The sequence below is a fragment of the Kitasatospora sp. NPDC088742 genome (assembly GCF_055584905.1).
The window spans coordinates 36075-58752 of sequence record NZ_JBVJLD010000024.1 but is presented as its reverse complement, the minus strand read 5'-3'; the positions used below and the strand labels follow the sequence as shown (position 1 = coordinate 58752).

The 22678-nt window shown below is 70.1% G+C and carries 15 protein-coding genes and 2 pseudogenes; 6 read left to right on the top strand and 11 right to left on the bottom strand.

The genetic code is table 11. The annotated features are described in order from the left end of the window. Positions 1–17 precede the first annotated feature (17 nt). The 4 genes and pseudogenes from ACZ6ZR_RS19940 to ACZ6ZR_RS19925 form a co-directional block, all read right to left on the bottom strand. Positions 18–1397, bottom strand: coding sequence for a DEAD/DEAH box helicase (locus tag ACZ6ZR_RS19940; protein ID WP_465644055.1), 1380 nt, complete (start codon positions 1395–1397; stop codon positions 18–20). Between the two features lie 108 nt (positions 1398–1505). Beyond that, on the bottom strand, positions 1506–1709 hold the full coding sequence (locus ACZ6ZR_RS19935) for a cold-shock protein (protein ID WP_465644053.1): 204 nt from the start codon (positions 1707–1709) through the stop codon (positions 1506–1508). Positions 1710–1958: 249 nt separating this feature from the next. Beyond that, positions 1959–2123 (bottom strand): annotated as a pseudogene (locus ACZ6ZR_RS19930) (pirin family protein); the annotation flags it as partial. Between the two features lie 242 nt (positions 2124–2365). Next, entirely contained in the window at positions 2366–3292 is a 927-nt protein-coding gene (locus ACZ6ZR_RS19925) for a serine protease (protein WP_465644051.1), read from the bottom strand. A gap of 412 nt (positions 3293–3704) precedes the next feature. On the opposite strand from ACZ6ZR_RS19925, the gene ACZ6ZR_RS19920 reads away from it, so the two are divergent. Then, positions 3705–5042: a phthiocerol/phthiodiolone dimycocerosyl transferase family protein gene (locus ACZ6ZR_RS19920; protein ID WP_465644049.1), complete on the top strand. Its 1338-nt coding sequence runs from the start codon at positions 3705–3707 to the stop codon at positions 5040–5042. Between the two features lie 121 nt (positions 5043–5163). Here ACZ6ZR_RS19920 and ACZ6ZR_RS19915 read toward each other — a convergent pair. The 4 genes and pseudogenes from ACZ6ZR_RS19915 to ACZ6ZR_RS19900 form a co-directional block, all read right to left on the bottom strand. Continuing rightward, a pseudogene (locus ACZ6ZR_RS19915) lies at positions 5164–5451 on the bottom strand (IS5/IS1182 family transposase); the annotation flags it as partial. Positions 5452–5582: 131 nt separating this feature from the next. After that, a complete protein-coding gene (locus ACZ6ZR_RS19910) occupies positions 5583–5768 on the bottom strand; it encodes a hypothetical protein (protein ID WP_465644048.1) in 186 nt (61 codons plus the stop codon). Between the two features lie 99 nt (positions 5769–5867). Next, the gene (locus ACZ6ZR_RS19905) at positions 5868–9404 is read right to left on the bottom strand and encodes an LPXTG cell wall anchor domain-containing protein (protein ID WP_465644046.1); all 3537 of its coding nucleotides are present in this window, start codon (positions 9402–9404) and stop codon (positions 5868–5870) included. A 1338-nt stretch (positions 9405–10742) separates the two neighbouring features. After that, on the bottom strand, positions 10743–12221 hold the full coding sequence (locus ACZ6ZR_RS19900) for an SGNH/GDSL hydrolase family protein (RefSeq protein ID WP_465644044.1): 1479 nt from the start codon (positions 12219–12221) through the stop codon (positions 10743–10745). 1018 nt (positions 12222–13239) lie between these two features. On the opposite strand from ACZ6ZR_RS19900, the gene ACZ6ZR_RS19895 reads away from it, so the two are divergent. Then, complete coding sequence (locus tag ACZ6ZR_RS19895; protein ID WP_465644043.1) at positions 13240–14169, top strand: alpha/beta hydrolase; 930 nt, start codon at positions 13240–13242, stop codon at positions 14167–14169. Positions 14170–14719: 550 nt separating this feature from the next. Here ACZ6ZR_RS19895 and ACZ6ZR_RS19890 read toward each other — a convergent pair. Next, a complete protein-coding gene (locus ACZ6ZR_RS19890; RefSeq protein WP_465644042.1) occupies positions 14720–16792 on the bottom strand; it encodes an InlB B-repeat-containing protein in 2073 nt (690 codons plus the stop codon). Positions 16793–17412: 620 nt separating this feature from the next. Here ACZ6ZR_RS19890 and wecB point away from each other — a divergent pair. Beyond that, positions 17413–18576 carry a non-hydrolyzing UDP-N-acetylglucosamine 2-epimerase gene (wecB, locus tag ACZ6ZR_RS19885; protein ID WP_465644040.1) on the top strand — a complete coding sequence of 388 codons (1164 nt, stop codon included), beginning with the start codon at positions 17413–17415 and terminating at the stop codon, positions 18574–18576. Between the two features lie 34 nt (positions 18577–18610). Here the strand turns inward: wecB and ACZ6ZR_RS19880 are convergent, their stop codons facing one another. Continuing rightward, on the bottom strand, positions 18611–19186 hold the full coding sequence (locus ACZ6ZR_RS19880; protein ID WP_465644038.1) for an ArsR/SmtB family transcription factor: 576 nt from the start codon (positions 19184–19186) through the stop codon (positions 18611–18613). 72 nt (positions 19187–19258) lie between these two features. Here ACZ6ZR_RS19880 and ACZ6ZR_RS19875 point away from each other — a divergent pair, with 72 nt between their 5' ends. The 3 genes from ACZ6ZR_RS19875 (at position 19259) to ACZ6ZR_RS19865 (ending at position 21298) form a co-directional block, all read left to right on the top strand. Next, entirely contained in the window at positions 19259–19834 is a 576-nt protein-coding gene (locus ACZ6ZR_RS19875; RefSeq protein WP_465644036.1) for a dienelactone hydrolase family protein, read from the top strand. A 29-nt stretch (positions 19835–19863) separates the two neighbouring features. Further along, entirely contained in the window at positions 19864–20499 is a 636-nt protein-coding gene (locus tag ACZ6ZR_RS19870; RefSeq protein WP_465644035.1) for an FAD-dependent oxidoreductase, read from the top strand. Positions 20500–20908: 409 nt separating this feature from the next. Further along, positions 20909–21298: a hypothetical protein gene (locus ACZ6ZR_RS19865; RefSeq protein ID WP_465644034.1), complete on the top strand. Its 390-nt coding sequence runs from the start codon at positions 20909–20911 to the stop codon at positions 21296–21298. 89 nt (positions 21299–21387) lie between these two features. Here ACZ6ZR_RS19865 and ACZ6ZR_RS19860 read toward each other — a convergent pair whose 3' ends face one another. Then, the gene (locus ACZ6ZR_RS19860) at positions 21388–22497 is read right to left on the bottom strand and encodes a glycoside hydrolase family 16 protein (RefSeq protein WP_465644032.1); all 1110 of its coding nucleotides are present in this window, start codon (positions 22495–22497) and stop codon (positions 21388–21390) included. Positions 22498–22678: the final 181 nt, after the last annotated feature.

Here is a 22678-nt window from a genome sequence, read left to right as displayed (position 1 = left end):
TAGATCGTTCGTGCGCGCTAGGCGGCGAGGGTGACGCGGCGGGGCGCCCGGTGGCGGCCGCTGCGGCGGTTGCGGTCGGCGGCGGTGCCGCGCGGGCGCTCGGCCGCCGGGGCGGCGGGGACGGTGGTGGGGATGCCGGTGGGCACCCGGGCTCCGGTGATGCGGGCCAGGTGCTCGTCGCCGGCGCTGACCCTGGTGGTGACGGGGGTGATGGCGGCGGTGTTCATCATCCGGACCATCCCGCGGCGCTGGGTGGGCAGCACGAGGGTGACCACGGTGCCGGACTCCCCGGCCCGGGCGGTGCGTCCGCCCCGGTGCAGGTAGTCCTTGTGGTCGGCCGGCGGCTCCAGGTTGACCACCAGGTCGAGGCCGTCGACGTGGATGCCCCGGGCGGCGACGTTGGTCGCGATCAGCGCCGTCACCTGGCCGGCGCGGAACTGCTCCAGGGTGCGGGTGCGCTGGGGCTGGGACTTGCCGCCGTGCAGGGCGGCGGCCCTGACCCCGTTGGCGAGCAGGTCCCGCACCAGCCGGTCGGCGCCGTGCTTGGTGGCGGTGAACATGATCACCCCGCCCTCCCGGGAGGCGATGTGGGCGATGGTGGCGTCCTTGTCCTCGCGCTGCACGTGCAGCACGTGGTGCTCCATGGTGCTGACCGCTCCGGCCGAGGGGTCCACCGAGTGGGTGACCGGGTCCTTCAGGAAGCGCCGCACCAGCCGGTCGACGTTGCGGTCCAGGGTGGCGGAGAACAGCATCGTCTGGCCACCGTCCGCGACCTGCTCCAGCAGCTCGGTGACCTGCGGCAGGAAGCCCATGTCGGCCATCTGGTCGGCCTCGTCGAGCACCGTGACACCGACCGCGTCCAGCTCGCAGGCGCCACGCTGGATCAGGTCCTTGAGCCGGCCCGGCGTGGCCACCACCACCTCGGCGCCGCGGTGCAGCGCCTGGGCCTGCCGCCCGATCGAGGTCCCGCCCACCACCGCTGCCACCCGCAGCCGCACCGCGTGGGCGAACGGCGTGAGGGCCTCGGTGACCTGCTGCGCCAGCTCCCGGGTCGGCACCAGCACCAGGGCCAGCGGCCGCCGCGGCTCGGCACGCCGCCCGGCCGAGCGGGCCAGCACCGCCAGGCCGAAGGCGAGGGTCTTGCCGGAGCCCGTACGGCCCCGGCCCAGCACGTCCCGGCCCGCCAGCGAGTTCGGCAGCGTGGCGGCCTGGATCGGGAACGGGGCGGTGACGCCCTGACGGGCCAGCACCGACAGCAGCGCGTTCGGCAGGTCCAGCTGGTCGAAGGCCCCTACCGCCGGCAGCGCCGGAGTGGTACTCACCGGCATCGCGAACTCACCGTGTGCGGAAGCCCCCTGACGGACGTTCCGGTGGGCATCGCGGCTGGAGCGGTTCATGTAAGGCCTTCCTGGGGCGGAACGCGGAACAATGCCGAAGGGCCCGCACCGGGCATCGTGTGCGCGGTGCGGGCCCTTCGCTGTCAGGCGGGTGCCGTGGCAGATGAACTACAGCGGGCGAATGTTCTCGGCCTGCGGGCCCTTCTGACCCTGCGTGACGTCGAACTCGACCTTCTGGCCCTCGAGCAGCTCACGGAAGCCGTTGGCGTTGATGTTCGAGTAGTGGGCGAACACGTCAGCGCCGCCACCCTCCTGCTCGATGAAGCCGAAGCCCTTTTCCGAGTTGAACCACTTCACAGTGCCATTAGCCATAAAAGAATCTCCTTCAAAGGGCCGTCCGAAGCGCACACCTCGCGCACTTCGAGTCGCCGCGATGAGCACCCATCCGGAAAAATCCCGGAAAAGAAAAATGCGCCCGCGAAACATCAGCAGGCGCACACAAAGTTCATGGGAACCACTACTGCAACTAAGACGACTGTAGCAGGCCCCGGTCCCCGGCGGACTGATTTGTGGCCGCGATTTTTTCGCGGAAATATGTCGGATCGTCAGGTCTTCCGTTGTTCAGCGCACGCGCCCCCGCGGCTTCAGCGGGACGGGGGGCAGCTCCGGAGCGGCCAGCCGCGCCCCGTCGTACCCGTGCACCTGGCCGAAGAGCGACCCCTCCATCCACTCCGCGCGCGCCTGGGCGATCTCCTCACCGGACCGGGCGATGAAGTTCCACCACATGTCACGCTTTCAGCGGTTCTTCCCAGCCCAGGGGCTTGATCGACCATCCGGGGTCAGCAAAGCGTCAGCAAGACACCCGGGAGTGAGGACCACCTGAGTCATCACTCTTCGTGACTGCTGACGAAACGGCGGCGACAGCCCGCCTGCCATGGCCCCGGCAGCCGGTCAGCTGCCGGGGCCACCTGCCGATCCCGAACTCCGAATTGCACGCCGTGCCCTCGGGTCGACAGGGCTGCGGCTTCTCAGGCCCGGTTGGTGGTGATCCAATCCAGGTAAGGGACGATGCTGGTGTAGACACCCGGGTAGCCCGCCTGGGCGCAGCCCCGGCCCCAGGAGACCAGGCCGCGAAGGATGCCGTCGGTCTGCGCCGGGCCGCCGCCGTCGCCTTGGCAGGCGTCCTTGCCACCTGCGGGTACCCCGGCGCAGAACATCGTCGCGCTGTCGTAGACGGGTGTCTCGACCAGTCCGCCCAGGAGGCTCGGTGCGCCACGGTCCCAGCGGTTCAGGAGACCGAGGCCGAGTCCGCCGTAGGCGTCCTGGCACGTCTGCCGGCTGGTCACCGGGACCTTGACGGTCTTCAGCGTCGCCGGCAGCGAGCCGCCTTGTGAGGTGGTTCCCCAGCCCGTGACGGTCAGTTCGGTACCGGGGGCCGGTGTCTGGTCCGAGGTGGGCAGTTGTGCCGCGGCGGTGGTCGTGCCGTTCAGCGGGATGTCGGTGGTGAGTTTGAGGATCGCGATGTCATTGCTGAGCGAGAGGCCGTTCCACTGCGGATGGACCCGCACGGACTGGACCCTGGTCAGCGTGCCGCCCGAGCCGTGCCGCAGGCTGCCGGAGCGGACCAGGAGACGGCTCGCCGACGTGCCGGCCACGCACTGGGCCGAGGTGAGCACGGTGGTGCGGTCCAGGATGACCCCTCCGCAACGGTGAGAGGTGTCCTGGATGCTGACCTGGAAGGGCGCGGCGCCGGCGGTGGCATCCGCACCGCCGACGACCGCGCCGGCCGGGTTCGCCGCGCTCAAGGCGATCCCCAGGGCTGCGGTCGCGGTCAGTATCGCAGTGCGGACCGATCGGTGAATGATCACTTTTTCCCCCGGATAGGCAGCGGCCTGGGACGGGCCCCTGTAATGGGCCGGCGGACCTGGCTCTGCATCAAGTGCCTTGATCCACAAGCCTTTCGGTACCCGGCCGGGCCCGTCAAGTACATGACGAACTCTGCCGCGCCACGCCAACGCCTGATCTTGGCGACCGCCGCCAGGCCCCGGATCCGTCCGATCCACCAGACGTCAACTCCTGCCCAGCCGACCGCCTTCAGGAGACTTCAAGGCCGCCGGCGCTCAGCGACGAAGTCCCCGAGTAAGCGTCAGCCAGGCGGAGGCCCCTTCCGTCGGCCCTGGCCTTCGGTCAGTACCGCTGGAGTCGGAACTGACCTTCCGGCGGTGCCGTGGCTCACCGATAAAGCCACTGGAGTGACACTCGGGCTCCAGGCCCTACGAGACGAAAGCCCAGATCGATAGCCTTTGTGACAGTCTCTAGACTGACTTCCTTAAGATCCGGCTTTGGGTGAGAAGGGACTGTTTTCTGATGGCTGAGACGGCCTCGTCGGTCATTGCCGGCCGGATGCTGGCTCCGTCCGAGGCTCTGTACTTGGAGCCGGCGAAGACCGTGGCGTACTCCCTCGTCGTTGAGGGCCCGTTGAACGTCCTCGCCCTGTCGGAGGCGTTCGGGGCGTTGTGTCGAGCGCATCCGGTCTTCAACGGGTACATCCGGTCCGGAGGTGAGGGGCACGAGTTCGTCGTGGACGGTGACCGCCCCGTTCCGGCCGTCCGGGTCCGTGCCGGAGGCGAGAATCCCGCATCGGCGGCCCGGAGGCTGAACCACACCGAGGAGCTCATCGGCCTGGAGGTGTCCCATGCCGGTGACCGTGCAACGGTCGCCCTGCTGACGGACCACTGCATCGCGGACGCCGCCGCGTCCGTAGCGCTGCTGGCCGAGTTGTGGGGTCACTACACCGACATCCTGGACACCGGCCGCCCCACACTGCTCAGCGTGTTCCCGATGCCGCAGTCGCTGGAATCGGTCCTGGCGCACAGTCAGGTCCCCAAACTGGGCCGCAGCGGCGTGGAGGCGCTCTTCGAGCCGGTGGCGATGCCGGAGCGGCCGGAGGCGACGTCGCCTCCGGCGGCGCACACCACCGAGCCGGCTCGTTGCCGAATCCGGTTCACGACCGAGACGACCTCGACGCTCGCCCGGCTCGGGCGCGCCAACGGGATCTCGATCCACGGCCTGGTCTCCGCGTGCGTGATGATCGCCCACGCCACGGTCGCAGCCGAAGGGCCACAGGCGGTTTCCGTCCCCTTCATGTATCCGGTCGACGTGCGCACCCGCGTCAGCCCGCCGCTGGACGCCCTGGCAGGGACCAACATCTTCGGAACGGTCGGATTCAAACGCACCGTCGGCGCGAACACCGACCCGATGGCGCTCGCCAAGGACCTGCTCGGTGAACTGGACACGAGCATCAGCGACGGTGTCGTACAGCAGTCACAGCTGCACCTGACCGGCCAGGATCAGGAGGCTTCGTCCGATGGCCCGGCAGACCACCCGGCAGACCGCCCGCCACCGATCGTGACACCGATGACGCTGTCGCCAGACACGATCATGTTGACGAACTGGGGACGGATCCCGGACCTGCGCACCCCACCGGATCTCACCCTCGTGGACTTCCGCGGCACTATCCTCGGTCAACATCTCAGGCCGGTCGAGGGAGGGGATCCCAATGAACCGCCGGGTCCTACGTCCACCTACATCGTCACGACCTTCAACGGACGTCTCAGCATCGAACTGGCCACCGCGCGCTCCGCTTCACATGCAGACCACATCTGCTCGGCCCTCGAAAAGATCATCTGGCAACTGGCCACCTGAGCATTGCTTGCAAATCCTCCTCCGTCCCGACGCTGAACGAGGCGATCGCCGACCCGGTCGACACGCCGCTGGCCCGGACGTCGCAGAGGGCATTCAGCGAGAGCAGCTTGCGCTTTATGTCCTAGTACGTTCCTCGCCAGGCTGGCGTGGTTTCGTCCGTTATGCGCTTGGCGAGGTTGTCGATTGAGGCGATGTGGATCATGGCTTCGGAGCTGGCCGGCAGGGTCTCGTAGTCGCGGGTGAGGCGGCGCTGCATGATCCGTCCCAGGCTCCGTTCGACTACCCACCGCCTTTTCACCACGTGGAATCCGGGGATGTCGGACTTGCGGTGGACGACTTCGACGTCGATTCCCAGGTTTGCGCCGTGCTCGATCACGGCGTTCTTGAAGCCGGTGTCGACCCAGCTCTTACAACGACTGGCTCCTGCAGTTCTTCCTGCCGACCGGGCTGATCCGGCGCGACTCGTACGTCAGTGAGCTGTTCGCCGCAGACCAGCCCTACCGACTCCTGTTCAGCCCCGTCGAACTGACCTGCGCGGCACTAGCGCGCTTCGTCGCAGGACGGGTCCGCGAGCTGCTTCAGGCTCTCCAGGTATGCCTTCTCCTGGGGGTCGATCGCGGCCGCAGCGGCCCGCGAGGCGACCCGGGCGGATGCCGCGGTCGTGCCGCCGAGGAGGGTCGTGGCACCGACCACCGCTGCGGCGCACAGAAGGTGACGTCGTGTCATGGAGCTGCTCATGAGCGGTTGCGGCAACAGACCCTGACGTGGAGCGGCCCGGGTAGGACCACCGGTCTGGCGGTCCTACCCGGGCTGGCGATCGGCTGCTTATCCGCCGTGGTTCGTGCGCTTACGCGTCACCACGAAGGTCAGCGTGCCACCGGCAAGCAGCAGCGTGGCTGCGAGCAAGGCCCAGATGGCGTTTGCACCCGTGTGCGGGAGCGGCGGCCTGGGCACAAGTGGAGTCGTCTGGCTGGGAGACGGGCTCGGGCTCGGGTTCGGAGACAGAGACGGGCTCGGAGACGGGCTCGGACTCGGAGACGGAGACGGGCTCGGCGACGGGCTCGGACTCGGACTCGGAGACGGAGACGGAGACGGAGACGGAGACGGAGACGGAGACGGACTCGGAGACGGAGACGGGCTCGGGCTCGGGCTCGGAGACGGAGACGGACTCGGGCTCGGCGACGGAGACGGAGACGGAGACGGAGACGGGCTCGGCGACGGGCTCGGACTCGGAGACGGAGACGGAGACGGAGACGGACTCGGGCTCGGGCTCGGGCTCGGGCTCGGAGACGGACTCGGAGACGGGCTCGGCGACGGGCTCGGACTCGGAGACGGACTCGGAGACGGGCTCGGCGACGGGCTCGGACTCGGAGACGGAGACGGACTCGGACTCGGGCTCGGGCTCGGGCTCGGGCTCGGAGACGGACTCGGAGACGGGCTCGGGCTCGGACTCGGGCTCGGAGACGGACTCGGCGACGGAGACGGGCTCGGGCTCGGGCTCGGGCTCGGAGACGGGCTCGGCGACGGAGACGGACTCGGAGACGGCTCCTCCGGGACCTCGATCGGCACGTCGTTGGAGATCACCGGGAAGACCAGGTCCCGGGCGTGCAGGCTGAAGTTGTTGGTGTAGATGTCCTTGCCGACGTTCCCGGTCGGTGTCAGCACCAGCGCAAGGTCACGCGACTGGCCAGGCGAGATCTCCCGGGGGTCGTTGACCATGACGGCGGTGACCGCGGCGTCGTTGGCCGGGCAGCCGGCCTGGCCGAACTCGGTCTTGGCGCACCACTTGGTGGCGCCGCCGGGCTTGTTCGAGGCGTCGGTCGGATCGGGCTTGATCGATCCGTGCGTGGCCGCCGTGAACTTCAGGGTGACCTGCGGGTCGTCCGGCACCGCCTGGAGCGACTTGAAGGCGAGGGTCCCGGAGAACTTCGTCGCCGGGGTACGCCCGTCACCTACCCACGGGAGCTCGTCGATGATGTCGACGCCGCGCAGCGGGAGAGTCTGCGGGTTGGTGTAGGTCAGCTTCCACGGCAGGTCGGTGTCCCGGGGGACGAGCGGGGTGTCGGTGCTCTTGCTCACCGTGATGCCCGTGCCCGCGACGATGGACAGGGAGCGCTTGGCGGTCCGCAGGCCCTCGTCGCTGAGGTCCTCGGGGGTCGAGACCTTCACCGTGTTCTGGTACGAGCCCTCAGCCGCGTCCGCGTCCGTCAGGACCTTGTAGGTGATCGGGGCGATCGTGGTGTTGGCCTGCTGCGCCCGGAGCACCCAGGTGACGGTGGTCGTGCCGTCCGCGTTCTTGACCGCCGACTGCTCGGTCACCGAGGCGCTGCCCGCGACGTAACTGAAGCCCTTCGGCAGGGTGTCGACGATCGTCAGGTCCTGCGGGCCGGGGGCTGCCGCGTTCGACTTCAGCGACGGGTAGAGGCCGAAGGTGAACGTCTGCCCCTTGAGGACCTGCCGCTGCTGGTCGGGCGTGCTGGTGGCGTCCGCCCCCGGGTCGACGGTCTTCTTGTCGATGCGGGCCAGCACGGGGGTGATGATCAGGTGGTCGGCCAGGTTTCCGCTGGCGTAGTTCTTGTTCGGATCGATCACACCGTTGACGGCCGGGGCGTAGGCCGACCTGGTGTCCCGAGTCCAGGTGCCGCTCAGCGGCTTGAACACGGCCGCGTTGCGGACGATCTGACCCCGGGTCAGTCCGGTGTCGTTGACCGTCAGGAAGGTGTAGAAGTCCCGGCCACCGCCTGCGGGCATGGCGGTCTTGAAACGGACCTTGCCCGCCGCGGCCACGCCGCCCGGCACCTTCTCCGGGCTGTCGAACCACGGGCCGTCCGCGTCGTCACAGGTCTGCCGCAGCTGGGCGCCGGCGCCGAGCGGGTCGAGCCGCAGGGCGAGCGCGCTGGTCGGCGGGGTGTTCCGGTACGCGGCGTACTCGATCGTCACGGCCGGCGTCGGCGGGATGACGGCCGCGTACTGGCCGTCCGCGTTCAGGCGGTTGCCCGCAGGGGCCTTGCTGATGCGCTGGTTGCCGTCGCCGAAGACGTCGCAGGCGATGAAGTTGGGATTGTCGGACGTGTCCGAGGAGTTGATGAAGACGTGCGAGCGGACCGGCGTACCGGGGGTCACCAGCGCGTTGTTGTCCTTCTTCTTCGGCGCGGTGCCGGGCGCGTAGCCGTCGAAGGACTCGTACTCCTTGCCGAAGGTGCCGGTGGCGTTGACGCCGATCTGCTGGGAGTTGTCCTCCGTCGGCTCGGAGCCGCCCTGCCCGTAGTTCGTCTGACCGCTGGTGGAGACCGGCGAGAAGTTGGTGTAGGTGTCGGTCAGAAGTGCATTGCCGCCGGACTTGGTGGCGGTGGCGTCGAGTTCCGTCTGCGGGATCCAGATCCGCAGGAAGCCGGCGCTGATCACGCCGGAGTTCTTCGCCAGGTCGGTCCCGGTCGCGCCCTTGACCGGGTAGGTCTCCGGGGTGCTGTTGGCGCCGGTGATGGTGACCTGGATGTTGTCACCCGCCGCGCCCTGGGTGCAGCTGTAGGCGCCGCTGTTCGCCGTGGTGTTGGTGGCGTCCCCGAGGCCCTGGCGGCCGTACGGCGCGTTCGGGACGGTGGCGTCGTTGGTGCCGCAGGCCGGGTTCGCCGAGTCCCAGCTGTAGAGCCGGGCGCCCTTGGTCGGGTCGCCGTTCAGCAGCTTCGTCAGGTCGTCGGTGAACGTCATCGGGGAGACCAGCGTCTCCTGACCGAGCTTGCTGAAGTCCCCGCGCGCCGGGTCGACGGTCCGGGCCTCCACCACGATCGGCATGGTCTGGACCCGGCCGGGCTCCCCGTTCGGGCCGGGGGCCGGCCGGTCGGTGTAGGAGTACTTGCCGTCCTTGACCAGGTTGTACTTCGGCAGCGCGCTGACCGTGGTGTCCGGCGAGACGGCCGTGGTGCCCGTCGCGCTGTCGGAGTTGTCGGCCGTGGCGTTGACGGAGATGTTGAGCTTGTCGCCGTTCTTCGCGGTGCCCAGCACCTGCAGGACGAGCGGCACCTGCTGGGTCTGCGCCGTCATGTCGGGCAGGACGCAGGTGAGCAGTCCGCCGGCGCTGATGCCCGAACCCGCGCCGGTGCACTTGTCAGGGAGGACCGTCCACTTGGTGTTCGGCGGAGCCTGCACCGTGAAGCGCGGCCGCTCCGCTGTCCCGCGCAGCGCCTGGATCTCGACCCGGTAGGCGACGGTGTCGTTGGTGCGGACGATGCCGTTGACCGGACCGCTGTCCAGTCCAGGACCGTCGGAAAGGGTGAACTCACCTGATCCGTCCTGGATGACGGCGGCGTGGGCACCGATCGTGACGGGCGCGGCGTAGGCCAGGCCCATGGCTGACGAGCTCATCAGGACGACCATCATCGTCCCCATCGCGATCCGACGGGGGGTCAGATGCCCCCGCGTGGCCGCAGTCCACCTGTGCATTCAAGATCCCTTTCGAGGCACCCCTGTCCGGAGGTCCGCCCTGCCGCATCGACACTCCAGGCGCTGTGCTCCACCCGAGGGCTCTCCGGAGAGGGCGCCATGCCACGGACGACAGACCACGTCATGGACATAGGTAGCCCCCGGCGGAGGATTGTCGCGATCATGATCTGATGTGTCGCATCATCACCACCCGGCCGGCCGCACACTCGGCCCCGGCTCGCCCCCGGATGGGCTCCTGCTGCTGGTGGTGCGTCAGGAGCGCTCTGTCGGACGGGCACCCGGCTCAAGGGGGTACCGCGAGCCCTGCCGACCAGGGCTCGGCAGTGTGGTCAGCAGGCGGTGCAGCCGCCCTTGGCGAAGTGCGTCTGCCTGGTGGTCCACCAGCCGTCGGTGGCCAGGAAGGTCACGATCGGGATGGTGCCCTCGATCTTGGTCAGCTCGTTGCCCATGGCCTGCGAGTTGTGGAAGGCGACACGTCCGGGTGTCTCCCGGACCTAGAGCGTGCCTCTTTGATTGGCTGAGCGGCGGCACAGCCAACCCGACAGCCGGTCGGGCCGGACCGGCACTACGCCCGCGAAGGTCAGCGGCGAGTCCTCAGCCGGAACTCGCCCTGGCAGCTGATCCGGCTGGCTGCTGCCACGTTGGAGGGGCAGCCCGCTGCAGGGCCACCCCTATGCCACCGCCACCCGTCGGCCCAGCGCATTCACCGCGCGAGGGCGCAGGCAGGTGCTGGTGAAGTGCGGAATCCACCGGCACCGTCCAGCCGATCTCCCCGTCCGCGTCCGCCGCGGCCAGAACAGCCGCGAAGACGTTCGCCGACGTGCCGTCAACCGCCCACCGCAACAACCGCTTGTGAGCGGTCCTGAACGAGCCGAGCCACTCAGGCAGATCCCACCAGGACTACATCCTGACCGACATCACCCAGACCCCCGACCCCCCAGTGGCCCGACACCAACACCACCGAGGACACGGCCAGGGACGACGGAAGCCCACCGACGAGAACCTGACCGACACCCCGTCGAGTCTCCGGAACTCCGCGGCTCGTGACTGGCCGCGTACGCGACGGCGCTGGCATCCCCGGCACCTGCGGCGCCGGCACCACACTGGCCGCCACCGCCGACCGGGCGACAACGGCCTGCCCTCTGCCACCGCAGTGGCGATGAACCTGCTCCGACATTGCCCTCATCGGCAGACGACCCTTCACCTCATGGATTGCCCCTCTTGCCCCCAGCGGGCTCCCCGAGATCAACCCATGTGGTGCTACTGGTCGCCACCCGTTCCCGTCAGCCTGCGGAACCGCCTGGCCAGGAGCATCCCCAGGATGAGGAGCGAGCCGCTGGTCCCGGCGAGCAGCAGGCCAGGAACACCGGTGTCGGCCAGGCAGCCGGTCACGGTCTGCTCCTTGTCCCGGCCGCCGGACGGGGCTGCCTGCGCAGGCTCGGCTCGGGCCGGGGTGCGCGGGGTGACCGTGGGGGCGATTACCGGGCCGACGGGCTCAGGCGTGAGCGTGGGTACGGGTGTTGGCACAGGAGGAGTCGGGGTGGGCGTCGGCTCAGGCGTCGGACTCGGGGTCGGTGTCGGCTCAGGCGTCGGCGTCGGCGTCGGCGTCGGCGTCGGCGTCGGACTCGGACTCGGACTCGGACTTGGGGTCGGCGTCGGCTCAGGCGTCGGCGTCGGACTGGGGCTCGGGGTGGGTGGGGTGGTGTCCTCGCGGACGATCACGCTGGTGACCAGGGGGCCGCAGGCTCGGTTCGATCCGGTCGGGGTGGTGAGGGACAGGCTGCTCTGGGTGGAGGTCGGCGTGAAGGTGTAGGTGTGGTCGGTCCAGGCGTCGGTTGCCGTGACGTCCTGGGCGGGGCCGGCGGAGGGTTGTAGCCGGAGTTGGTCGACCGAGTTGGTGCAGCCGGGGGCCTTGCCGGAGCTGTTCCTGACCCGGTAGGTCACCGTGACCGGCACATTGGGTCGGGTGGCGAAGGTCGTGCTGACGCCCCCGCCGACGGTCGGTGCCACCGCGTTGAGGTCAGAGCCCGAGTCGACCCGGGTGATGGCGGCGCCCTGGTTGGACCAGAGGGAGATGCCGCGTTGGTTCGGAGCGGCAGGGACGGTGTTGACGGTCTGGAAGTGCGGGTTGTCCTGGAGGATGGGACCGCCGGAAGGTGCGGGCAGCACCGGCTTCAGGGCGTCGTACCACCGCTGGGCCATCGTCTCGTAGCCCGCGTCGTTGGGGTGCAGGCCGTCTCCGGTGAGGGCGACGGGCGCCGACATGTCGACGTAGACGATGGAGCTGTCCTTGGCGGCCAGTGCGTCGACGGTCGTCTTCAGCTCGGCGTTGTACTTCGGGATCTCCGCCGGCCGCCAACCGGCGTTCGTGGCGGGGATGATGGACGCCACCAGGATCTTGGCAGTCGGCGCCTGCGCGCGGACCTCCTTGATCAGGGACTCCAGTAGCGCGGCGACCCCCGTCGATCCGGTGGTCATGTTGTTGGTGCCGATGTGCAGGAGGACGTAGTCGGGTGCGGCGGTGCCGACCCGGTCATTGCTCTTCAGGTCCCTCTCCAGGGCTTCGATCCTGATGCCGGAGGTGCCCTGGTGGTCGGGATCGCCGCCGGTGTCGGAGGCCTTGTGACGCGATCCCACGAAGTCGATGTCATACCCGGAGCGGTGCAGCAGGGGCAGCAGCGGCCTGCGGTAGCCGCCCCAGTCGAAGCTGCCCCAGCCCTCCGTGATGGAGTCGCCCATGGGCATGATCTTGATCGGCGGCGGCACCGCCGCCCGGTGGCCGGCCTGCACCGGGGCACCGGCGGGGACCTGCGACCACCAGACGCCGTACGCGGCCTCCGTGGCACCGACGAGGGCAAGCGAGGTGACAGCGCAGACGACGAGTGTGGCCCGTTGGTGCCGGACCGCCCGAGTGACGGGTGTGCGCGACTTCGACATTCCTGCCCTTTCCCGTCGCTTCGACGACGGATCGCCCGCCATCCTGGCGGCGAGTACGAGACTGCCCAGACCAGATCCGCAGCTGTGCACGGAGACACAACCGCGACCCCCTGCGCCAGGCGGCGTCGAACGAGCCCGCATCTACGGTTCGCTGAGGCTCACTCACCTACGGGTGGCCACGCACGAAATGACACCAGACCCCATGTGCTGATCGCCCGGACCCGGACGGACGGCGCGGGATCTTCCCCCGCGCGGGCTAGAAGTCGACCCTCACGGTGCCCAGCCACCGGCCGACGCTTCCGAACCCAGGCCTGCCGGTTCGGTGTCGGGCACCTCCCCTCTGAAGCACGGCCCTGGAGAGGAGCGTTGCCGCGACCACCCGGTGGGGACTCGGACAGCCAGACCGCGCACTCACCCGCTGACCCCGCACCACCCTGCTCGCCACGGGCCCAGCCTCACCCGCACCTACTTCGACCAGCACTTCGCCAAAGCCGAGCACGAGTGAACTGACGACGCCGCCATGTGCCGGACCTCCACAGGCCCGGGGCTGGGTGAGGCAGGTGGCCGTCACGACAACGGCCCGCCGCAGCCGACCGGGCTTCCCGCCTGTCCGCCAACGGTCCGGTCCGGTCAACCTCCACAGAGGCGGCCCGGTGTGTTCCTCAGACGTCAGGGGGCCGGGGCTGGTCTGGATGCCTGGCCTTGGTGGTGTCACCCGGAGGGCCGTGCTGTCGGGCCGGGCGGGCCGCGGGTGTCTAGGTTCGAGGAGAAGTCGCTCATCCCCCGCGCCGTGGGCGCCGGACGTGAAGGACGTTTCGCCATGCCTGTGATGGATCCCGAGATCGCGGACCTGCTCCACCAGTTCGGCGTGGACGGTCCGCCGCCGGCCGAGGCGCCGACCGTGGAGCAGATGCGCGCGGGCAACCGGATGCTGTCGCTGGCCGTTGCCCCCGACCCGCCCATCCAGGTCGGCCGGGTCGCCGACGACTCCCTGGCCGGGGTCCCGGTGCGCGTCTACCGCCCCGAGGCCCAGGGCACCGTGCCGACGATCCTGTTCTTCCACGGCGGCGGGTTCATCGTCGGGGATCTGGACACCCATGACGGGGTGTGCCGCCGGCTGTGCCGCGACCTGGGCGTGGTGGTGGTCAGCGTTGGGTACCGGCTCGCCCCGGAGTTCCCGTTCCCGGCCGGGTACGACGACTGCATCGCCGTGTCCACCTACGTGTCCGACCACATCGGCGAGTTCGGCGGCGGCAGGCTCGCGGTGGCCGGCGACAGCGCCGGGGCGAACCTGGCCGCCGGGGTGGCACTGGCCTTCCGCGACGAGGGCCGCCCGCTGGCCGCGCAGCTGCTCGCCTACCCGGCCACCGACCTGCGGCCCGGCGACCGGTATCCCTCCAGGGTGGAGAACGCGACCGGGTTCCTGCTAACCACCGCCGAGGTGGAGAACGACATGCAGCTCTACTTCACCGCCGACCCGTCCGCCGCCGACCGCGCCCCGGCCTCGCCGCTGCTGGCCGACGACCTCGCGGGCCTGGCCCCCGCGATCGTCGGCTGCGGAGAGTGCGACCCGCTGCGCGACGAAGGCCTGGCATACGCGGACGCCCTGGCCGCCGCCGGGGTGGCGGTGCGCAAACACATGTACCCCGGCCTGATCCACGGCTTCCTCAGCTTCGACACCAAGTCGAAGGCGGTGAACGAGGCGGTGACGCAGATGTACGCCGAGCTGGGGAGCTTCCTCAACGCGTAGGTCCCCGGGTCACCGCCGGCCACCTGCTCGTGGGTGGTCGGTGGCAGTACCACTGGTCGGAACACCTTCCGCGACTCGTCCGATACGAGGGTCTGTGCCGTCGTCGCGGTCGCGGCCAGCCGCCCGCGCGGGCGGCGTGGGTCGTGCTCACGGTGGGGGCGCGGCCGCTCCGGCGTCGGTGTGATGGTGGGTCAGGTCGTGGGGGTGGGGTGGGGGGTGAGGGTGCGGCCGCAGGTGAGGAGGTAGAGGTAGGCGGCGACGGCGAGGGCGGTGGCGAGGATGGTGACGAAGGTTCCGGCCCAGGCGCCGGGGAGCGGTATACGAGGTGGGCCGCGCCAAGGTCACTACTGTCACCGTGTCCTGATCCGTCGTCACCATGCCATGCGTGTGGCGAAATGTCCGGAACGTTGCGGCGGATGAGACCGAAGGCGGTCGCGGGGCGGCGGGACAATGAATCGGCGGCCGGCCCCGGTGTTCGTGGGGTCGGCCGCCTTCGCAGTACGGCCTCGGTGGCCGGTGGCTGCGCGTCGGTCAGGTGATAGACCGGGTCCTAACGGCGGGCCTTGCGGTGCCGGTGGGTCAGGAGAACGCCGCCGACCGTCATGGCCAGGCCTGCGGTCAGGGCGATCGCGATGGGCGGGACGGGCGTACCGGTGGACGGCAGCTCGGACCCCTCCCTCGCACCTGCGGTCGGAACCGGGGTCGGGGTCGCTGTGTCCGGAGCTGGCGGGGCAGGCGGGGCGGGCGGGTTGAGGTCGGCCTGCTGATCCGGAGTCGGCGGGGCAGGCGGGTTCGGGACCACTGACGGACTCGGCGAAGGAGACGCACTCGACGTCGGTTCAGGCGTCGGGGTCGGGGTCGGGGTCGGCGTGGGAGTCGGTGACGGCTCGGGAGTCGGACTCGGGCTCGGCTCCGGCGTGGGAGTTGGCGTCGGCTCAGGGCTCGGGCTCGGGCTCGGGGTGTCTTCGTCCGACTTCGCGAAGTTCGCGGTCATCACGGTGTCCTGTTCGAGGGTGAACTGGTGTACCGGTGTCGTGGCGACGATGTCGCGCTTGGCGGTCCCGTTCTCGCTGTTCCAGTTGACGAACCGCCAGCCCGGGTTCGGGATGGCCGTCAGCGTCACGGCGGAGCCGCACTTGTACGGCGCCGGACGGTCCGCAGTCACCGCGCCGCCCTCGGTCGGCTGTGCCTGGACGGTCAGCGCGCAGTCGACCTTCGTGTACCTGGCCTCCAGGACGGAATCGGCGTCGACTGCGACGCTCACCGAGGTGTCGGTGTCCGCGAGCGGGGCGCCGTTGAGCGACCAGCCGACCAGCCGGAAGTTGGGGTTCGGGGCGGCCACGGCACGGACCACGGTGCCCTTGGTGTACGGGCCGGGCACGTCGAGCGTCGTGCTGCCGCCGGTGTCCGGCGTGGACTTCACGGTGAGGCGGCAGTAGACGGCCGGGGACTTCTCCGGCTGCATCGCCGCCACGATCGGAGCGTTCTTGCGGATCATCCGCACCGCGTCGGAGGGCTGGGGCTCGGAGTCCGGTGCGCCCAGGGGCTCGCCCTCGTAGGTCGCCTCGACATCGGAGTAGTAGTTGATCCGCTCGCAGCCGGCGCAGCCGCCGGGGTAGGCCATGATGGTGCGCCACTTCTTGCTCGGCGGGATCCATCCGTGGGCGTAGGGGTACTTGCCGGGCTCCGGTTCGGTGACCCAGTCGTGGTCGAGGCCGAGGTTGTGGCCCAGTTCGTGCCCGAGGGTGAGGCCGGGGACGGCGGCGACGTTCATCATCAGGAACATGCGCTTGCCGCTGGTGGGCCGGGGGTCCTGCACGAAGGATCCGGTGCCCGTTCCCACGCTCTGGAAGAGCGCGATGTCGTCCACCGCGTACTTCGTCCACAGCTCGTTGTCGGAGGCCCATTTGCGGTAGGGCGCGGTCTCGTCGGGATTCTCGGCCGGGAGTCCGGGCTCGTCGTCGGCCGGGCCGAAGTGGACGAGCCGGGCGCGCACCGCCAGCTTGCTGTTGGTGAAGCCCCGGTTCACCAGGTCCACGCCGAGTTTCGCCTGGGCCCTGACCTTGTCCGCGCCACCGGCCTTCTCCGCGGCCTCCTTGGTGTAGAAGACGCCCATGTCGATGGTGTTGACGTCCTTGGCGCCCTGGCAGTCCGACGAATCGTCATCGCGCAGGGACGGCCCGGCCAGGGTGCCCCCGGAACGGGGCGCCACCGGTTCGTCGGGCGGGTCCACCGGGTCGTCGGGACGGCCCGGCCTCTCCTCGCTCACCGCGGTGTTGAGCTCCTGCACGCGCACCGTGCCGGGTGAGGTCGAGGCCAGCGAGTAGGTGTGGCCGTCGGTGGAGATCTGCCCTGCCACCTGCGCCGAGGAGGCATCAGAACCTGAGCACAGGGCGTCGAAGTGGAAGTCACCGGACCCCTGCGGATCCCCCTTGACCTGCGCCGCCCAGTCGACCTCGCCCGCCGGCCCCGGCCGCACCTCACCACCCGTCACCTCGACCGTCACGTCCGGGAACAACCGGAGCCCGATCGCCCGCTCCGTGTCCGTGTCCGCGTCCGGCGCCGGATCACAGAGCAGGGAGCGGGCGTCGCCGAGGTTCCAGGAGATGTCCGCCGACCGCAACGCCAGGCCCGGCTCAACGGAACCCGCCCGTGCGTCGCGCCCGGCTCCCGCTCGGTCGGGGGAAGCCGTCGCGGGGCCGGCCACCACTGACAGGGCCACTGCCGACAGGACCAGCAGGCCGGGCACCACACGTGCCCGGCCCGCACCACCTTGTGATCGCATGTCACGAGCACAACACGCCGTCAGGCCGGCACTCGACATTGCCTTCGCTGCTTCATCCACTCGGCCCTGGGCACGCCCGGACGAACGGGACACCGCAGCCCGCCTCAGCCCAACCCGCACCGCGCGCGGGGCCTGAGCGCGTGCACGGCCAGGAAGTGAACACGCAGCCGATGTCCGATCCCGGTGGACACGGCATCGAGAACTCCGACCCTGTCGGCGCATCTTCCTGACGGCCGAGGTTGGGGGCTGCCGCACAGCGCGTGTGCAGGTCCGCTCGGCCGACTGCGCTGAGCTGTACGAGTTGACCTGGGCGCGCCGCCCAGGCCACGAGGCCGGCGCGCCTCGACACCGGTGCTAGGAACTCCCTTGCTCCACCCGCCCGGCCCCGCGCACGAGGCCCGGGCGGGTGGACCTGGATCGCGTTCGACGCACACCGCGGCAGCGAGAGGACCACCACCGTGCACCTGGCACCCGGCGTACCGACCACACCCACCACCATCACGCACACCGGCTCCTTCACCGGATCGGTCGCCTTCGTCCTGGGCACCCGCCCCGAGATCGTCAAACTCGCCCCCGTCGCCGCGCAGTTCAACGACACCGCCCGCGTCGCCTACACCGGCCAGCACTACGACACCGCCATGGCCCACGTCTTCTTCGAAGAGTGCGGACTGCGCCGCCCCGACGCCAAGTTCACCGTCGGCGGCCTCCCCCGCGGAGCACAGATCGGCGCCGCCACCCAGGACCTCGAAGCCCTCTTCACCCGCCAGCGCCCCGCCGCCGTGATCGTCCAGGGCGACACCAACGCCACCCTCGCCGGGGCGCTCGCCGCCAACTCCTGCTCCATCCCCCTCGTCCACGTCGAAGCGGGACTGCGCAGCTTCGACCGGGCGATGCCCGAAGAGCACAACCGCATCATGGTCGACCACCTCGCCGACCTCCTGTGCGCCGCGACCCCCGGCAACGTCGCCAACCTGCGCGCCGAAGGCATCCCGCACGAGCGGATCGCACTGACCGGCAACACGGTCGTCGAAGCCGTCACCCGCCACCTCCCCGCACCGCGACACCGCGCCCAGCTGATGGCACAACTAGGCGTCATCGCCGGGCAGTTCGTGCTCGCCACCATCCACCGGCCCGAGAACACCGACGACCCCAGAACCCTCGCCGCCGTGCTCGGCGAACTCGCCGCACTCGCCCACCAGGGGTGGCCCGTCCTCTTCCCCATGCACCCCCGCACCGCCGCGGCCGCCCAACGCGCCGGCTGCCACGGCCTCCTGGCCCACCTGCGAACCGTCAAGCCGATCGGCTACAGCGACTTCCTCGCCCTGGCCACCGAAGCCGCCCTGATCATCTCCGACTCCGGCGGCGTCCAGGAAGAAGTAACGGTCCTCCGCCGCCCCCTGCTGGTCGTACGCCGCTCCACCGAACGACCCGAAAGCACCACCGACTTCGCGACCCTCGTCCAAGCAGGACCCGAACTCGGCCACACCGCACGCCGCCTCCTCACCGACATCAACACCCTCCGCGCCCGGCTCGCGGCTCTCCCCTCACCCTTCGGCGACACCACCGCCCCCGCCCGTATCGCCGAATCCACCCGCCGACTCCTCGCCGAACTGACAGGCTGAAACGCCGAAGGGTGTGGCTCGTTTCGAGTGAAGCTCAGCAGCCTTCCTGGGTCGGCGGCAGGGTCGGGTAGTCAGGGATGGGATACACGCCGACGGTGAACCCGTAGACCGTCTCGCCGGAACGCGGCAGCGTGTCGAACTCGTGGATCACCTGCTCCACGCGCTCCCAGAACTCGGCCGCCTGCCCCTCGGAGATCCGGGCCCGCCGGATGAATTGGCGGACCTGCCCGAGCTCGTACGCCGCAGCTGACTCTTTCGCTGCCACCTCGAAGTCGTTGAAGTCCGGCGGCAGAGCGCCACCGACTGCTTGCCGGCCCAGCCCGACGAAGAACATCCGCGCGGTGCGGCCGTAGTAGCGCTCCTCGATGGCGCGGACCCGGCGCGTCCGCACCACGCGCAGCAGGCCGGCTTTGGCCAGGACCCCGACGTGATGCGCGACGGTGCTCTTCGGCCGTCTGACTGCGGTGGCGAGCTCGGTGACCGTCGCGGCACGCTCCTGGAGGAGGCCGAGGATCGTGGTGCGCAGGGGGTCGCTGATGGCCCGCACCTGCTCGGTGGTGGTGAGCTCGATCGTCTCGTCGAGGTCGTAGTCCGGAGTGTTGCTCGACATGATCGCATTAGACTAGCATCGCCGATCGTTCGAGAAACTTGGATCATTCAGCGCACCGAAAGTAGGCAGGTCATGGCCGAGGTCGTACTGTTCCACCACGCACAGGGGCTGACCCCCGGCATCGAGGCCTTCGCGGCTGAGCTCCGCCGGGCGGGCCACACCGTCCACGTTCCGGACCTCTACGAGGGCCACACCTTCGACACCCTGGAGGAGGGCATCGGCTACGCGAGCCGGACGGGGTTCGACACCGTCTTGGAGCGCGGGATCGCCGCCGCCGGGCCGCTCGGTGACGAGGTGGTCTACGCGGGCTTCTCCCTCGGCGTGATGCCGGCCCAGCGCCTGGCCCAGACCCGGGCCGGTGCGAAGGGCGCCTTGCTGTTCCACGCCTGCTTCCCGGTGTCCGCCTTCGGCGAGGCCTGGCCGGCCGGCGTCCCCGTGCAGGTCCACGGCATGGACGGCGACCCGTTCTTCGCCGACGAAGGCGACCTCGACGCCGCCAAGGAGCTGACCGCCGCCACCGAGCACGCCGAGCTGCTCCTCTACCCCGGCAAGCAGCACCTGTTCGCGGACTCCTCCCTTCCCTCCTACGACCAAGCCGCAGCCGAGCTGCTCACCCGGCGTGTCCTCGACTTCCTGTCGGCGCTTTAGAGGAGCTGACAGAAAGCTCTGGTGTGGCCATGTCCCCTTCCCGGCGTGACAGGCTCGGTGCCGACTACCGTCCCGCTCCGCACGGTGCCGCCGATCCGGCGGTGGGCGGAGGCTGCGTCTCCGACCAGGCCAGCCGGGTCGTCTGCTTCCCCTCGCACCCGAGCGGCGACGGCGCTCCGGGCGGGGTCGTCCTCGCGGCGTACAACCGGGCCGCGGACGCGCTGCGGTTCGACGCCCTCACCCCGGCCGACCGTCACACCGAAGCACTCGACCACCTCGCCGACCTGTTCGGCGACCGCATCCGGCGCTACGCCACCGACCGCCACGTCTCGCAGTCCTGGCTGCGCAACCGCTGGGCACTCGGCGAGGCGGCGATCGAGGCCCCGGGCCGGCTGATCAGCCTCGGCCCGCACGTCGCCACCCCGGTCGACGGCCGGCTCTACTTCGCCGGCGACCACTGCCGGCCGCGCTACCACGCCGGAGGCGATCCAGCTGAGCGACGACTCCTGGCCGGACAGGCCGCCAACGGACCGTCAACGGCCGCTCCGCAGCACCCCGGTGACGGTCCGTTCAGCCGCGAGCCGGCCGCCGGAGAGCAGGTACGCCGTGGCCGCGCCGGCCCTCGGCGACTTCGAGCCCCTGCGCCGCCTGCACGGCACTGCTGAAGGCCGACCGGGAACAGGTCGCGCTCCTCCTGACCATGAGCGGCAGCACCGTACGGTGACACCGAGGGCCGTCCGCGCGGACCCGAACGGGGCGCGGCTCCCCGCGCTACTCGGTTCGGGCGAGCGCACCGTGTGGCGAGCGTTCCGGTGCGGGAACGCGGAGGGCCGTCTGCCTACTGTGGGCGGGCGTTCGTACACCGTTCCGGCGGTGTCCCGTCCCCTGGGAGTTGGTCCGATGGTTCGTAGATTGGCGACGGTGGCAGCCGTCTGCTCCGTGCTGGCGACAGTGGTCGCGGCGGCACCGGGTGCACCGGCACTCGGCAGGCCCGGGGGCGGTGTACCGGGGGCCGGGTCCCGTCCCGGCCTCCACCACCCGGCACCGCCGGTGGACCGGGCGGGGGCCGGCCAGTTGAAGGTGTTCACGGAGAACCCCGATCCGGTCCCGGCCGGTGAGGTGACGACCGTCCGTGCCCTGGTGATCAACGAGGGCTCGGACCGGAGCGAGGCGTTCACCGTGGTGGTCACCCTCCCGGAGGGCACCCTCCCGGACGACACCGTGCCCGACAAGCCGTTCTTCCCCGAGAACTGCAAGGTCGAAGTCCTCACGGTGACCTGTCACTACCGCAGGGGCCTGCCCCCCGGGAACTCGGCCGTGGCCCTCATCCCGGCCCGCATCGCCGCCGACGCCACCGGTGTCCTCAACGGCGGCACGGTGACGGTGAGCGAGGACACCGCCCCGGACGCGGTGGACAGCGGGTCCTTCGACATCGCGGTGGCCGACGCGATGATCACCGAGTAGCCCCGATCGGCCATCTCGCACACCGGCGGGGCGGTGGCCCGGCACTTGATGCCGCGTCACCGCCCCGCCGTCGTCCTCGTCCTACCGGCTCAGCGGTAGACCCGGACGTAGTCCGAGGCGAAGCTCACCGTGCCGGTGCCCTTCGGGGACGGGTGGAAGTCACCGGAACAGAGCGAGAGGTTGAGGATCAGGTAGGCCGACCAGTCGGCGCCCACCCCCGCCTTGTCCTCGAAGACCTTCACGTCGTTGACGTACCAGTCCACCGTGTCGGCGCGGTAGTGCGTGCCGATGGTGACCCAATCCCCCGGCTTCACCGCCGCGTCGTCGTTCCAGTACTTCTGGGGCAGGGGCTTGGTCGAGACGACGTGGTTGGTCAGCTCCAGCAGGTTCGGGTTGTCGGGGTGGTACTCGAAGGAGTCGATCTCGTTGCCGCCCTGGTGCCAGGTCCACAGCGCGGGCCAGGCACCCATCTCCTTCGGCATCCGGATCCGGGTCTCGGCGTAGTCACCGGTCTTCACCATGAACCGCTCGGCCGTGTTCTCGGTGGTGATCAGGCCGGTGTCCCAGGCCTTCCGGCCGCTCGGGAGGGTGAAGGTGCTGGCCTGGGCGCTGAAGACCGCCGCGCCGTCGGTGACGGTGACCTTCTGCGGGTCGATCCGGTCGAGCTTGTCGTCGTCCGGGTTGTAGGTGCCGTACCGGTAGGCGCTGCTGGTCGACTTGTTCCACTTGGCCGCGGAGAGCGGGCCGTCGAACTCCTCCCGCCAGAGCAGCTTCTTGCCGGCCACCGGCGCCGACGGGTCCGCGGTGGACGATCCGGTGACGGTGAACGTCTGCTCCGGCAGGTTCCGCCACGTGCCGTCCTGCTCCTGGTAGTACCCGAACAGCCGGTAGGTGCCCGCCGGGAACGACCGCGCGCCGGTCTTGACCGTCACGTCCTCGGTGCAGACCTGCTGGTTCACCGCCGCCCCGGGGAAGTCCAGGTTGTTGTTGGCCGCGTCCCGCACCCCGACACCCACCACCGCGGCCGTGAAGCACTTCGACGCGTGCAGGGTCAGCTGGCCCGCCACCGGCGTCCCGGCGGTCGCGTCCTCCGGGGCCGCCCGGTCCAGCGTCACCACCAGCGGGGCCGCGGCGACCGTGAAGGTCTGCTCCGGCAGGTTCTTCCAGGCCCCGCTCTGCTCCTGGTAATACCCGAACATCCGGTACGTCCCGGCCGCGAACGAGCGCGCGCCGGTCTTGACCGTCAGCCCCTGCGGGCAGATCTGCTGGTTCGTCAGAGAAGCCGGGAAGTCCAGGTTGTTGTTGGCCGCGTCCCGCACCCCGACACCCACCACCGCGGCCGTGAAGCACTTCGACGCGTGCAGGGTCAGATGGCCCGCC

Bases quoted from the DNA above. Each gene is read 5' to 3' on its own strand.
- ACZ6ZR_RS19910 (WP_465644048.1), bottom strand. From the start codon at position 5,768: ATGACACGACGTCACCTTCTGTGCGCCGCAGCGGTGGTCGGTGCCACG.
- ACZ6ZR_RS19900 (WP_465644044.1), bottom strand. From the start codon at position 12,221: ATGGGCGACTCCATCACGGAGGGCTGGGGCAGCTTCGACTGGGGCGGC.
- ACZ6ZR_RS19895 (WP_465644043.1), top strand. From the start codon at position 13,240: ATGCCTGTGATGGATCCCGAGATCGCGGACCTGCTCCACCAGTTCGGC.
- ACZ6ZR_RS19875 (WP_465644036.1), top strand. From the start codon at position 19,259: ATGGCCGAGGTCGTACTGTTCCACCACGCACAGGGGCTGACCCCCGGC.
- ACZ6ZR_RS19860 (WP_465644032.1), bottom strand. From the start codon at position 22,497: ATGTTCGGGTATTACCAGGAGCAGAGCGGGGCCTGGAAGAACCTGCCG.
- ACZ6ZR_RS19905 (WP_465644046.1), bottom strand. From the start codon at position 9,404: ATGAGCTCGTCAGCCATGGGCCTGGCCTACGCCGCGCCCGTCACGATC.
- ACZ6ZR_RS19920 (WP_465644049.1), top strand. From the start codon at position 3,705: ATGGCTGAGACGGCCTCGTCGGTCATTGCCGGCCGGATGCTGGCTCCG.
- ACZ6ZR_RS19940 (WP_465644055.1), bottom strand. From the start codon at position 1,397: ATGAACCGCTCCAGCCGCGATGCCCACCGGAACGTCCGTCAGGGGGCT.
- ACZ6ZR_RS19870 (WP_465644035.1), top strand. From the start codon at position 19,864: ATGTCCCCTTCCCGGCGTGACAGGCTCGGTGCCGACTACCGTCCCGCT.
- ACZ6ZR_RS19880 (WP_465644038.1), bottom strand. From the start codon at position 19,186: ATGTCGAGCAACACTCCGGACTACGACCTCGACGAGACGATCGAGCTC.
- ACZ6ZR_RS19935 (WP_465644053.1), bottom strand. From the start codon at position 1,709: ATGGCTAATGGCACTGTGAAGTGGTTCAACTCGGAAAAGGGCTTCGGC.